The sequence below is a fragment of the Amycolatopsis sp. A1MSW2902 genome, from assembly GCF_017312175.1.
Lineage (GTDB): Bacteria > Actinomycetota > Actinomycetes > Mycobacteriales > Pseudonocardiaceae > Amycolatopsis > Amycolatopsis nivea.
This window is the reverse complement of record NZ_QJPO01000001.1, coordinates 8,934,018-8,946,454: the sequence shown is the minus strand read 5'-3', so window position 1 is coordinate 8,946,454 and position 12,437 is coordinate 8,934,018. Positions and strand designations below refer to the sequence as shown.

General features: G+C 68.8%; 12 protein-coding genes. 4 read left to right on the top strand and 8 right to left on the bottom strand.

The genetic code is table 11. From position 1 onward, the window contains the following. Positions 1-57: 57 nt before the first annotated feature. Entirely contained in the window at positions 58-810 is a 753-nt protein-coding gene (locus tag DMP23_RS41890; protein ID WP_337824245.1) for an SDR family NAD(P)-dependent oxidoreductase, read from the top strand. Between the two features lie 385 nt (positions 811-1,195). Here the strand turns inward: DMP23_RS41890 and DMP23_RS41885 are convergent, their stop codons facing one another. Continuing rightward, complete coding sequence (locus tag DMP23_RS41885; protein WP_337824244.1) at positions 1,196-1,327, bottom strand: hypothetical protein; 132 nt, start codon at positions 1,325-1,327, stop codon at positions 1,196-1,198. Positions 1,328-1,412: 85 nt separating this feature from the next. On the opposite strand from DMP23_RS41885, the gene DMP23_RS41880 reads away from it, so the two are divergent. Then, positions 1,413-1,820, top strand: a complete 408-nt coding sequence (locus DMP23_RS41880; protein WP_337824243.1) for a LysR family transcriptional regulator — start codon at positions 1,413-1,415, stop codon at positions 1,818-1,820. Here the strand turns inward: DMP23_RS41880 and DMP23_RS41875 are convergent. The 4 genes from DMP23_RS41875 to wzm form a co-directional block, all read right to left on the bottom strand. Then, complete coding sequence (locus tag DMP23_RS41875) at positions 1,774-2,703, bottom strand: hypothetical protein (protein WP_337824242.1); 930 nt, start codon at positions 2,701-2,703, stop codon at positions 1,774-1,776. The genes DMP23_RS41880 and DMP23_RS41875 overlap by 47 nt on opposite strands. Positions 2,704-2,832: 129 nt before the next feature. Continuing rightward, the gene (locus DMP23_RS41870) at positions 2,833-3,342 is read right to left on the bottom strand and encodes an isochorismatase family protein (RefSeq protein ID WP_337824241.1); all 510 of its coding nucleotides are present in this window, start codon (positions 3,340-3,342) and stop codon (positions 2,833-2,835) included. Between the two features lie 1,013 nt (positions 3,343-4,355). Then, complete coding sequence (locus DMP23_RS41865) at positions 4,356-5,435, bottom strand: glycoside hydrolase family 3 N-terminal domain-containing protein (RefSeq protein WP_337824240.1); 1,080 nt, start codon at positions 5,433-5,435, stop codon at positions 4,356-4,358. A gap of 821 nt (positions 5,436-6,256) precedes the next feature. Then, complete coding sequence (wzm, locus tag DMP23_RS41860) at positions 6,257-7,165, bottom strand: galactan export ABC transporter permease subunit Wzm/RfbD (RefSeq protein ID WP_337824239.1); 909 nt, start codon at positions 7,163-7,165, stop codon at positions 6,257-6,259. A 58-nt stretch (positions 7,166-7,223) separates the two neighbouring features. On the opposite strand from wzm, the gene DMP23_RS41855 reads away from it, so the two are divergent. Further along, positions 7,224-8,552 carry a class I adenylate-forming enzyme family protein gene (locus DMP23_RS41855; protein ID WP_337824509.1) on the top strand — a complete coding sequence of 443 codons (1,329 nt, stop codon included), beginning with the start codon at positions 7,224-7,226 and terminating at the stop codon, positions 8,550-8,552. Here DMP23_RS41855 and DMP23_RS41850 read toward each other — a convergent pair. Both DMP23_RS41850 and DMP23_RS41845 read right to left on the bottom strand, forming a co-directional pair. Beyond that, the gene (locus DMP23_RS41850; protein WP_037817051.1) at positions 8,542-10,086 is read right to left on the bottom strand and encodes a chloride channel protein; all 1,545 of its coding nucleotides are present in this window, start codon (positions 10,084-10,086) and stop codon (positions 8,542-8,544) included. The two genes, DMP23_RS41855 and DMP23_RS41850, sit on opposite strands and share 11 nt — an antisense overlap. 50 nt (positions 10,087-10,136) lie before the next feature. Beyond that, positions 10,137-10,580, bottom strand: a complete 444-nt coding sequence (locus DMP23_RS41845; RefSeq protein WP_337824238.1) for a MarR family winged helix-turn-helix transcriptional regulator — start codon at positions 10,578-10,580, stop codon at positions 10,137-10,139. 250 nt (positions 10,581-10,830) lie between these two features. Here DMP23_RS41845 and DMP23_RS41840 point away from each other — a divergent pair, with 250 nt between their 5' ends. Next, on the top strand, positions 10,831-11,883 hold the full coding sequence (locus tag DMP23_RS41840; protein WP_337824237.1) for a reverse transcriptase family protein: 1,053 nt from the start codon (positions 10,831-10,833) through the stop codon (positions 11,881-11,883). 10 nt (positions 11,884-11,893) lie between these two features. Here the strand turns inward: DMP23_RS41840 and DMP23_RS41835 are convergent, their stop codons facing one another. After that, positions 11,894-12,349: a hypothetical protein gene (locus DMP23_RS41835; RefSeq protein ID WP_037817055.1), complete on the bottom strand. Its 456-nt coding sequence runs from the start codon at positions 12,347-12,349 to the stop codon at positions 11,894-11,896. Between the last annotated feature and the right edge of the window lie 88 nt (positions 12,350-12,437).

Here is a 12,437-nt window from a genome sequence, read left to right as displayed (position 1 = left end):
GGCCCGCCCCGCGACGCGACGGCAGACTGGGGTCCCCACCAGCGAAAGGCACCCCACATGCGATTGGCGGACAAGATCGCCCTGATCACCGGCGCTTCGAGCGGCATGGGCAAGGCAGCAGCCCTGACCTTCGCCCGCGAAGGCGCGACGGTCGTCGTCACCGACGTCGAAGACGCTGACGGCACCGCCGTGGCCGAAGAGATCCGCGCCAACGGCGGCCAGGCCGAATACCGCCGCCTGGACGTCACCGACGAAACTTCCTGGACCGCCGCCATCGCCGCCGTCCTGGCCCAGCACGGACGCCTCGACGTCTTGGTCAACAACGCCGGCATCAGCGGCACCTTCGACCCAGACCTGACCAGCACGGCTTTCTACGACCGCCTGCTGCAAGTCAACGCCCGCGGAGTGTTCCTGGGCATCAAACACGGCACCGCGGCGATGTCCGGCCGAGGCGGAGGTTCAATCGTGAACCTGACGTCGATCTCGGCGTCCATCGGGCAAGTCGGCGTGCATCTCGGGTATGCGGCCTCTAAGGGCGCAATCAAGTCGATGACCACCACCGCAGCCGTCCACTATGCGGCCGAGGGCATCCGGGTCAACGCGGTAGCCCCCGGCTTGCTGCCCCCAATGCGAACGTCCCGCGGCTCGACGGATCCGGTGTGGCGGGCGAAGCAGGTCGAGGGCGTGCCGATGGGACGGACTGGGGAGGTGCAGGAGGTCGCTGATGTGATCCTGTTCCTGGCCTCGGCGGAATCCTCGTATGTAACCGGAGTGGAAATCCTGGCTGACGGGGGTTACACGGCCCAGTAGGCGGTTTTTGGACGCTGGGGCTCCTGCGGGAGGCGGCGGGAGTCCCAGCGCCGTGAAGGTGACATCGTGCCGCCGCCTAGCTGCTGTCTCGCACCGACTCCCGCTTCGGCCTGGGCTTCCCCCGACCCGCCCTTTTGACCACCGCTTGTCCCTCGCCCAACCGGCGCTCAGGACCTTCCAATCGTCCGCATCGCGCCAATCCCAGCGGCCGATCGCCCCCGGTCCGGAGCGCCCCCGATTCGCCCACAGGTCACTGCTGGCCTCGCCCCTCCGGCACCCGCCTCCTCCGCTGCCTCTCGACCTCGCGCCAACGCCTCCCGCTGCCCCTCCGCCTCACGCCAACTCGTCCCGCTGCCCCTTCGCCTCGCGCCAGTTCCTCCCGCTGCTACTCCGCCTCGCGCCGGTCATCCGCCTCCCGCAACGCCTCCCGCCCTTCCTCCGCCTCGCGCCAGTTCCTCCAGCCGAGCCCTTCGCGCCACGCCTGCCCGCCGTCGAACTCCGCTGCCGTGATCCCCACCTCTACCTCAACCGGCCGTCACCGACCGGCCCGCGCGGTACGTTCACCGGACCACCCCCGCGGTGGCGAGACGGAGGCGAAGCCGGTGGAACTGAGGCAGGTCGAACACTTCCTGGCGGTAGTCCGGCACGGCAACTTCACCCGCGCCGCCCAGGACGTGCACGTCGTGCAGTCCGCTCTCAGCGCATCCATCCGGAAGCTGGAAGCCGACCTTGGCGCGGAACTGTTCGACCGCACCACGCGCCGGGTCACCCTCACCCCCGCGGGCGAGGCCCTCCTGCCGCTGGCCCGCCAAATCGCCGCGGATGTCGACTCCGCCCGAGGCGAGGTAGCCGCCGTGACCGGCCTCGCGCGCGGCCGGGTGTCGATCGGGACCATCCAGACCCTGACCGTCATCGATCCGACGCTGTCCCGCACGATCTACCTGACCGGCCGCTCGGCAAACCTCACCAACCCGGCGGCACGGGCGCTGCTGGCCCACCTCCTCGCCTGACCCCGCGCACCGGCGCGAGCACCAACGCGAACCCCAGCAACCCCAACACCAACGCGACGGTCGTCAACCCGGTAATCCCGGCAACGAACGCCAACGCGAACGCCCTGCCGCCGAACCGCCGCAGCAACCGAACAACATCCCGAGTAGCTCCGTCGACCTGCTCGACCTCGACTGCCAGGTTGACGGTGGCCGCCGAGCCGACGTCAGTCGCAGACCCGGCGCTAACCGCCGCCTCGACACTGGCCGCAGCCTCGACACCGACCATCGGATTGGCGCTGGGCACCCGGCGGTCGCTCGCCACCGGCTCGCCGCAAGCCGACGGGTCGACGTTGGCCACCGAGTCGCCGTTGCCCGCAGGCTCGGCACTAGCCACCAATTCGACGTCGGCCGCAAGCCCGCCGCTAGGTACCGATTCGGCACCGGCCGCAGATTCGGGGCCAGCCGCCGATTCGATCTCGGCCACAAACCCAGCTCCAGCCACCGACCCGATCTGGTACGCAAGCCCGGTGCCAGCCACCGACTCGACGTGCGCCGCGGGCTCAGGGCTCGCCACCGGCCCGACGCCGACTGCCGACACGACCTGCGCCGCGGACTCGGGGCTCGCCACCGGGCCGACGGCCGACACGTCACGCGCCGCCTCATTGACGCTGGCCACCGTGCAATCGACCGCCGCCGCGAGGGTGGCGTCCTCAGGCGCGCTCCCACGCTCGTCCGTCGCGTCGAGGGCAGCGTCGTCCGGTGCGATCCCGCGGACGTCCACGTCTCCCCCACCGACTAGACCGGTTTCGGTGTCGGCGGACCGGTCCGCCGACACGTCGCCGTCGAGGTGCCGGTCGTCGTTTCGGCCGGAGTTCTCGGCGGAATCGCCAGGCGCAGACGTCATGCGCTGAGTATTGGCGTGCGTCGACTTCCCAGTCCAACACCTGTTTTCGCTGCGATTCAGCGATGAAATCGATCGCCCGCTCGGAGGCTGATCGACGTGACTGTCGCCGTCGGCTCGACGGCACCCGGGTCAGGCAAAGACCACCTCCTCACTTCCGACCAGCTTCACGCCTGCCGTGGACAGTTCCTCGTTCACGCGGGCGCTCTCCTCGGCGGCGGAGCGTTCGTCGTCGTACGTGGCGTGGGCGTCTCGGACCAGCGTGACTTCATGGCCGCGGTTGAGGGCGGCCAAGGCGGTGGCTCGGACGCAGAAGTCGCTCTGCATTCCGGTCACGACCAGCGGGGTCGACTCCGGCAGCAGGGAGCCCAACTGGGTGTCGGCGAAGGAGTCGGGTGTCCGTTTGTCGACTACGTGCTCGCCGGGGCGGACCTCGTGCACCAATTCCCAGCCGGAGGTCCCGGGCGCGTCGGGATCGTCGCCGGTGCCGTTGTTCCGGATGTGCACCACCTGTGCGCTCGCGGCTCGCGCCCGTTCCAGGACATGCGTGATCGCGGCGGCGACGCGGTCGGCATCTGGTACGGGGGTGGGAGGGAGCAGCATGTTGTTCTGGACGTCGATGAGAAGCAGCGCGGGAACCATGCCGGAAGCATCTCAGCGGGCACCGACAAAAACGGAGCCTCGGCGTTCGCCCACAAGGATGAACACAGGACGAGGCTTTCGCAGTGGTCTGACGGCACAGGTATCTGGAGGGCGGCTCTTCGGCATCGTCAAGCTGGCCTCGGATTCGTGCGCGCTACGAGTCTCGCCGTTCCTGGGCGGATTCCTGCTGGGGCGACGGTCGTGGATGCCGCATCGGGCGTTGCCGGGCGACTGGGTAACGCGCCAGGGGGTGCGCCTCGTCCAATCGGTGGCGGGCGCGGCGGGGTACGTCGTCCGATGGGGAGACCCAGCGGCGCGTCGAGTCGTCTGGCGGGGAGGTTCGCGGAGCATTCGGCGGCGGAATGGCGGAGCGACGCCGGGCGGCGCGGCGCAGGAAAACTACGGCCAGCACCACGAACACCGCGGCGACGGCCACCAGGAGCCACCAAGCTTGCATTCGTCCTCCCGTCGTGGGTGGGTCGCACGCAAGGGTGCCCGTTCAGCCTGAGGACAGCGCGATGTCCACACCGCCGGGTGTCACCGGAACGGGGGGTTGTTTGCTGGATAATCGCGGAGTGCCGGACGGGTCCTGCGTTATCGACGCTAACAGCGCCGCATAACAACGAGGCTTCCGCTCACAGCGGCCGCATAACGGCGGGCTTCGCAGCGAAGCACACGGACGGGCCGTGACGAGGCAACGCTCCGGGTGCGAAGAACCTCGTCGGGCAGCAACTCTCGCGGAGTTTGGCATCGAGAGCGACCCGCCACACAACAAGGATGTCGGCTGGAATGGCTGGGGCGGAAACACGCGACTCGTGACGCTGAGCGCCTGAACTCGCAGCGACGCCGAGGCCTCCACTCAAAAATCTCATCAGAGGGCGTGTTCAGCGACGGCGCGCCCGGGTTCTACGTCCTCGGCACGGTCGTGCAGACCGCGGCGGTCGGCTACTGGGTGGTGCCGAAGATCTGGCGCACGGCTTCACCGCGTGCCGCGACATCCACCCGCGGGCGACTCACTTCACCCCATCCCGAAGCGCCGAAACCCGATCCACCGCCGCAGTGAAATCCGCACTCGGCAGGGATCCGTCCGACAACCCGGCGGCCAGCGCGGAAGCGGCATCGTCCCCCTGGCTCACGTCTCGGGCCGAGGCCAGGATCAGATCCATCCCCGCCTTCGCGGCCAGCACGGCGCGGTTTCCCGGTCCGCCATAGGACTTCAGTGCGCCAGCTTCCAAGGCATCCGTCACGGTCACCCCGGCGAAGTTTGTCTTGGTTCGGAGTTCCTGCACGGCAGTTGGCGAGAGCCCAGCGGGGCGGGAGGCGTCCAAGGCTGGGTACACAGCCCAAGAGAGCATCACGAGCTTCACGCCAGCGTCGACGACTGGGTGGTAGGGAGCCTCGTCCTTGGCACGCAGTTCGGACAGGGGCACGTTCAGCGTCACCGGGCCGACGTCCGTGTTGCTTCCGGCGGGGACTGCGCCCAGGCCGGGGAAGTGCTTGGCCGTCGCGGCGACGCCTGTCGACTGCTGTGCCGTGACGAAATCCCGGCCCAGTGTGCCGGCCACCTGGGGGTCTTGGCTGTAAGAGCGGCCGTATTTGTCGATGAAATTCCCCGGTTGGCGGTAGACATCCAGAACCGGCGCGAGGTTGACGTTCATGCCTACCCCGGCGAGGTTCTGGCCCGCACCAGTGCCCGCGGCTTTGGCTGCGGCAGACGGATCCGCGGACTGGGCTATCTGCTTCTCCGACAGCACGGGTTCGCCGGGCAGCCGACGGACCTTGCCGCCTTCCTGATCGGTCATCAGCAGCAACGGACGGTGCACCGGGCTTTGCGCGTTCGCGTCCCGGAATTGTCGTACCACGTTGGTAATCTGCTGGGAGCTTGAGATGTTTTCGCCGAAGAAGATCACGCCTGCTGCCTCGCCGGCGCGGATTCGTTGCAGCAACGAGGCTGGCGGCGTCAGACCAGGATAGGAGTAGATCACCCGCTGTCCGGCCAGTTGCCGCGGCGTGAGTCCAGCGGGAGTGGCGGCGACCGTGCTCATCGCGAGCACCGTCACGGCCATAGCCAGCAATGCCTTCCGACGCTTCATGTGACCTCCGTTCGCGAGCCCTAGGACAACGCTAACCCCCGGCGGGCGGGCGTGCTCAGCTGCCGATGGGGGGTTAGCGCGGCGAACGAGATCGCGGTGAGGCGGAAGGATGGCGGGCAATACGATAGGAGGCGGGCTCGGGCAACGCGATAGCTTGTGAGCTCGGGCAGAGCGACAGCTGGCGGGCTCCGGCAGAGCGACAGTCGGCGAACTCAGACAAAGCGATAGCTGGTGAGCTCGGGCAGAGCGACAGCTGGCGGGCTCCAACAAAGCGGCAGTCGGCGGGCTCGGGCAAAGCGGCAGTCGGCGGGCTCCGACAAAGCGACAGATGACGGGCTCGCGCAAACGACAGTCGGCGAGCTCCGACAAAGCGACAGATGGCGAGCCTGGACAAAGCGACAGTCGGCGGGCTTGGGTACGCGGCGGGTCGTTCGCATGCCCGCGCCTGGCCAGGACCGAGCGGAGCTGGGCGTCCCGGCTCCCGGCTCCCGGCTCCCGGCTCCCGGCTCCCGGCTCCCGGCTCCCGGCTCCCGGCTCCCGGCTCCCGGCTCCCGGCTCCCGGCTCCCGGCTCCCGGCTCCCGGCTCCCGGCTCCCGGCTCCCGGCTCCCGGCTCCCGGCTCCCGGCTCCCGGCTCCCGGCTCCCGGCTCCCGGCTCCCCCGGCTCCCGGCTCCCGGCTCCCGGCTCCCGGCTCCCGGCTCCCGGCTCCCGGCTCCCGGCGACAATGCAACGGCTCGCTGCTGCCCGCACCCGCGGACGCCAGCAGTACCGGCACCTGGCCGTTCCTCGCAACGAACCACACCGACAGTCCTCAGTGGACAATCAAACCCAGTAAGCCACCCGAGCCCGGTAATTGCGCAGCACCAGCATCGCCAGCGACCAACCGACCACGGTCACCACACCGGCGACCAGCCAGTGCGTCCAGCTTTGCTGCTGCCCGACCAGCGGCGCGCGCACGATCTCGACGAAGTGATAAACCGGATTGAGCTGCAGCAAATTCACCGCGAGTGACCCGAATCCTTCGTGCGAGGTCTGGTTCATCGCCCGGACCTGGTCCATCGACCACATGATCGGCGTCGCGTAGAAGAGCATCGTGATGAAGCTCTGGATCACCGGCGGGATGTCGCGGAACCTCGTCGACACCACGCCGAACAGCAGCACCACCCACGCACCGTTCAGCACGACCAGGACCAGTGCGGGCACGGCGAGCAGCATTCCCCAGCCGAGTCCGGGGTGCAGCAACGCGTATCCCTTGTCCACCAAACGATACGGGTGCGAAAGCTTGCCGAAGAAGATCGCCAGCACCATTACATACACGACGAGGTTGTGCGCCAGATACAACGTCTGCCGCCACACCGTGCGCAGCGCGTACACCGACACCGGAGCCGGCAGCTGCTTGATCATCCCTTCGTTCGCGATGAACGTTTCCGAGCCTTCAACGATGCAGCCGTTCATGAAGTTCCACAGGATGAGCCCGGTGGTGATGCTCGGCAGCAGGGTCGAGATGGACGTGCCGAACAACGCGGAGTTCACCACGCCCAGCGCGAGCGCGGTGACCGCCATCCCGACGGTGATCCACAACGGTCCCAGCGACGAACGCCGGTAGCGCTGCTTGATGTCCTGCCACGCGAGCAACGCCCACAGTTCCCGGGCACGCAACCCGGCCTGCAGATCAGCGAAGGCTCGACGCCAGCTTCTCGGGTCCGCGTCGATCGCGGGCGGAGCGGTCATGACGACGAACCTAGCCGCGATCGCCGTTCTCGGCCAACACGCGACTACGGTGTGCCGGGTGAGCTTTTTCCTGTCCCGCGTCCTTTCCGCACTTCGTGACGGCGGCGACACTGTGCTGTTCCACCACGACGACACCACCATGACGTACCAGGCGGCGGCAGACCTGCTGTCGCGGCTGCACAGCGGACTTGCCGAGGTACGCGGCATGGTGGCGATCGACGCCGCCAATCGGCCGGAAGTGGTGCTCACTCAGCTTGCCGCGCAGCTGCGGGGGCTGGAAGTCGTGCTGATCGCGGCGTCCGCGAGCCGTCCGGCGCGGGCGGCGGCGCTCGCGGCGACCGGGGCGACCTTGCTCACCGATGTCGAACTCGACACACTCGCCGCGGCACAACCGTCTATTCCGGACACTTTACCCAATAGCGTCACGGCGATTTTCCCCAGCGGCGGCACCACCGGCACACCGAAACTGATCCGGCACAGCGGGATCTACGATGGCGTGGCCCACATCTTCCAACCGGACGGCACCAAAACCGCGCTCGTCACCGCGCCGCTCACGCACATGACCGGCAACGCGGCCGTTCTGGGTGCGCTCTGCTGCGGCAACACCGTGGTACTGCACCGGGAGTTCAACGCCGAGAAGCTTCTCTCCGATGTGGAGCGTCATCGCATCACTACGCTTTCCCTTACTCCGCCCCGACTCGCCGCCGTACTCGACCATCCGCAGCTGTCCACTACGGACGTCTCCAGCGTGCAGCAGCTCTCCCTCGGCGCCGCACCGCTGCCGCCGACGCGGTTGGCCGAGGCGCTCAAGGTGTTCGGTCCGGTCGTCGGACAGGGCTACGGGCTCACCGAAGCGCCGATGATCGCCAGCATCTCCGCGGACGAAGTCCTTGCCCGGCCGGAACTCCTCGGTTCCGTCGGCCGCATCGTGCCCGGAATGGAGGCCCGGATCGAGGACGGCGAAGTGCTCGTCCGCGGACTGTCCATGATGGACGGCTACCACGGACAGCCGCCGATCGGCGACGGCTGGCTGCGCACCGGCGACCTCGGCCGCTTCGACGAGGACGGCTACCTCTACCTCGAGGACCGGATCGACGACGTCATCGTCACTGGCGAGCACGGCACGAAGGTCTCTTCGACCACCGTGGAGCACGCACTTCTCAGCCACCCCAAGGTGAAAGCCGCCGCGGTCGTCCCCGCACCGGGCCCGGACGGAACCCTGCTGCACGCCGTGGTGGTCGCCGAAAACACGACCGCTGACGAACTGCGCGACCAGGTCCGCGCCGAACTCGGCGGCGAGCACTTTGTACCGTCCACTGTGGAGTTCAGCGACGAGCTGCCGCTGACCCCAGTGGGCAAAGTGGACAAACAGCGGCTCAAGCGTTGACCGACCGGCCCAGCAACCGTTCCCGGTGATGTTCCTCGTGCAGGTCCCGCCGCCGGGCATGCAGCAGCTGCGCCAGCGTCACCTTGCCGAGCACCCGCGACGGATCGTGCCGGTCGACCACCAGCGCCTGCGTCGTGTGCCCGAGCGCCAGTTCGTTCGCGACATCCCGCAGAGTGTCGTCCCCGAACACGACGACATCAGCCGACATCTGCACGTCCGGTTGGTGCGTCATCACTTCATGCACGAAGAACGTCTCAAGTGGATCAGTCGTGTACTCCCGAGTGAGGTGCAGCCGACGCCGCGCGATCTTCTCCGTGAGCACAGAACGCTTGAGCAGCAACACCGAAAGCGCGTACGCCGAGAACGACGCGACGACGAGCGGCAGCAGATAACTCCACGCGTGGGTCAGCTCCAAAGTGAACACAATGCCGGTGAACGGCGACCGCATCACGCCGCCGACGACCGCGGCCAGCCCGCACGTCGCCCAGAACCCGGGCGCGACATGCGGTAGCAAGCCGCCCTCCGCGGCGCCCAGCGCGGCACCGATCATGAACACCGGCGCCAGCACGCCGCCGGAAGTCCCTGATCCCAGGGAAAGCGCCCAGATCAGCGTTTTCACGACCAGGATCCCGACGATCAGCGACGCGGTCGCGTGCCCGGTGAGCAGCGTGTCGATCACGTCGTAGCCGACGCCGAGCGCGTGCGGTTCGATCAGGCCGCCGATGCCGATCACCAGGCCGCCGATCGCGGGCCACCACATCCAGTGCACCGGCAGCCGCCCGAAGAGATCCTCGGCGAAGTAGACGAGCGCGGTCGCGCCGATCGCCAGCAACCCGCCGGTCAGACCGGGGACGAGCGCGAGACCGTCGGCGGCCGGGCCGGGGTTGGCCCCGGTGAACGGGACCCCGAAGACCGGTCCGGTGCCGAGCAGGAACCCACGGCACACCGTCGCGACGCACACCGCGGCAGCCACCGGAACCAGACTGCGCGGCCGCCACTCGAACAGCAGCAACTCCACCGCCAGCAGGACGGACGCGAGCGGCGCGTTGAACGTCGCCGCCATCCCGCCCGCGGCACCGGCGACCAGCAGCGTCTTGCGTTCGTCCGCGGACAGCTTCAGCAGCTGCGCGAGGATCGAACCGACCGCGCCGCCGGTCATGATGATCGGCCCCTCGGCCCCGAACGGACCACCGGTGCCGATGCTGACCGCCGCCGACACCGGCTTCAGCACCGCGACGCGCGGGGCCACCCGGCTGCCTCCGGTGAGGATCGCTTCGATCGCCTCCGGCATGCCGTGCCCGCGGATCTTCTCCGAGCCGTAGCGCGCCATCAAGCCGATCACGAGCCCGCCGACGACCGGGGCGAGCAGCACGAGCCACCACGGATGGTGCTGCGCGCCCGGCGCGACGAGATCCGTGGCGACGCGTTGGTAGAAGACCAGGTTGGTGATCAAGCCGATGAGCTTGAGCAGGGCGAACGCCGCCACCGCCGCCGCGCCGCCCACCGGCAGCGCGATCGCGGTGATCAACAGCATTCGAGGATTGACTGCGAAGTCGCCGAGGTGCGCGGCCCGCGCTGGAACCTTCACAGCCGGCCCGGCCCCGCCGTGGGCACGCCCGGTGCCGATTCCGCCGCCAGGACCAGGTCGCGGACCGCGGTCGAGACCGCCTCGTTCCGCGCGGCCGGAATTTCCGTCAGCAGTTCGGACAGCGCACGCTGGCGTCGGCCGACGACTCCGGCGACGACCTCACGCCCGGCAGTGGTGACCTCCATGGTCACCACCGTGCGTCGATGCTCGTCCTCGCCGCGCACGACGTACCCGTGCGCCTCGAGCTTGTCGGCCAGCCGGGTGACCGACGACGCGTTCACGCCCATCGCCTCGGCAAGCCGGGAACACGGCACGCGTCCCAAGCTGTCGAGCACCACCAGCAATCGCACCTGCGGGAAGGTGACGCCGCGCGGGGCGGCGTGCGCGCTGTCCCAGGCCACGGCCACGAGCACGCGAGTCAGCCGCTCGAGATCGGCCACGTCATCCGACAAACCTTGCATAGTGCAAAAGTTGCTATAGACAAGGCTTCAGGTCAAGGGTGTGTTCGGTCACCAGGGGTTCCTCCCCGGGCGCCGGTTTTGTCGGTGATCTTGGCTAGGGTGGGGTCCGGCGACGCGGAGGTGAGCCGGTGGAGCACCACCCACTCCGGGGCAACCCCGGGGAGCAGCACGACACGTACCCACAGCGCCCCGCGCAGCGGCGGCACGCTCCGCGTGCGAGACAGCGCGGATGAACGGAGAACGAGTCGCCTCCGCGTCGCTGCTCGAACCGATGCCGGTGTGGCGATGGCCGGTCGCCCGGTGGACCACGTTCGACGAATGCGCCGCCGCCCTCGACCTCACGCCGGGCGAACTGTCCTGGTTCGCCGACGAACGCGGCTGGCACCGGCGGTCCCGGCCGGTGCTGCGGCATTACCGCTGCCGCTGGATCCCCACGTCCACCGGCGGCGCGCGGCTCATCGAACAGCCGAAACCCCGGCTGGCCGAGGTGCAGCGCCGGGTCCGCAGGCACGTCCTCGACGCGCTGCCGGTCCACGAGGCCGCGCACGGTTTCCGCCGCGGCCGCTCGATCCACACCTGCGCCCGTCCGCACTCCGGGCAGGACATGGTGGTGCGGCTGGATCTGGCCGGCTTCTTCCCGACCGTGACCGCGACGCGGGTGCGGTCGCTGCTCGACTTGGCCGGTTACCCGCCTGCCGTCGCGGCCGCCATCGCCGGGATCCTTACGACGCGCACGCCGGTCGACGTCCTGCGCTCCGCGCCCGCCCGATCGGCCATGCTGGGCCATCTCGCCGGCACGCACCTCCCGCAAGGCGCGCCGTCGTCGCCTTCGGTCGCCAACGCGGTCACCCATCACCTGGATCGCAGGCTCTCCGGCCTCGCCGACGTGCTGGGCGCGAACTACACCCGCTACGCCGACGATCTGGCCTTCTCCGGCGACGCGAGCCTGCCGCTGCACCGGCTGCTGCCGGGCGTCCGGCGGATCGTGACCGACGAGGGCTTCCGCCTGCGCGACGACAAGACGTCAGTGAAACCGGCTTACCGGCAACAGCGCGTCGCCGGATTGGTGGTGAACGCCGCTCCGGCCGTCGCCCGCGCCGAGTACGACGAACTGCGGGCCCTACTGCACAACTGCGCCCGCACCGGCCCGGCGCCGCAGAACCGCGCGGAGCACCCGGACTTCCGCGCGCACCTGCTGGGCCGGATCGCGTGGATCAGCGCCACGAACGCGACCCGCGGCACGAAATTGCGCGGCCTGTTCGACCGGATCGACTGGTCGTGAACGCACCGGTTCAGACCGATAACAGGCTGAGATTCCGCTCCATCTCGGCCCACCATCCGGCCGCCGGAACATCCCGCGGCTGAATCATCGAGGCTTTGACCAGAATGTCGGGCCGGTTTTCTCGCCAAGCGTAGGAAAAAAGCTCGTCATAATGCACCCGGGGAAGCCATCCCTGTTCCCGGCCCGCTTCCAAACGCATGAGCTGCCGAGCAAGATCCATGCTGCTTCGCTCACAACTGCGAAACGCGCTCGAAAACCTTTGCACGCCCGCCGCGTCACCCCGCCGAACCGCCTGGCAGGCAAGGAAAAGCGCCGTCACGGCCAGGACGTCCGACCGATGCACCCCGCCCTCCGCCGCCAGATGTTCCGCCAGCTGGAAACTGCGCTTTCGTCGCCCTAGGCGCACCATTTCCGCCAGAGCTCGCTGCTGCCGAATGAGATATTCGTCTTCCCACAGGTTCTGCACAGCGTTTCCTCCCCTGCGCCCGGTCCCGACCCAGGCCGCTTCCCGGTACAGGATGCTCCACCAGGGTGACAGATACGTCGGCGACACT

What these genes read in the sequence shown, in the direction of transcription:
- DMP23_RS41890 (WP_337824245.1), top strand. Translation starts at nt 58, where the DNA reads ATGCGATTGGCGGACAAGATCGCCCTGATCACCGGCGCTTCGAGCGGC.
- DMP23_RS41850 (WP_037817051.1), bottom strand. Translation starts at nt 10,086, where the DNA reads ATGCTGTTGATCACCGCGATCGCGCTGCCGGTGGGCGGCGCGGCGGCG.
- DMP23_RS41865 (WP_337824240.1), bottom strand. Translation starts at nt 5,435, where the DNA reads ATGAAGCGTCGGAAGGCATTGCTGGCTATGGCCGTGACGGTGCTCGCG.
- DMP23_RS41840 (WP_337824237.1), top strand. Translation starts at nt 10,831, where the DNA reads ATGAACGGAGAACGAGTCGCCTCCGCGTCGCTGCTCGAACCGATGCCG.
- wzm (WP_337824239.1), bottom strand. Translation starts at nt 7,165, where the DNA reads ATGACCGCTCCGCCCGCGATCGACGCGGACCCGAGAAGCTGGCGTCGA.
- DMP23_RS41870 (WP_337824241.1), bottom strand. Translation starts at nt 3,342, where the DNA reads ATGGTTCCCGCGCTGCTTCTCATCGACGTCCAGAACAACATGCTGCTC.
- DMP23_RS41875 (WP_337824242.1), bottom strand. Translation starts at nt 2,703, where the DNA reads ATGACGTCTGCGCCTGGCGATTCCGCCGAGAACTCCGGCCGAAACGAC.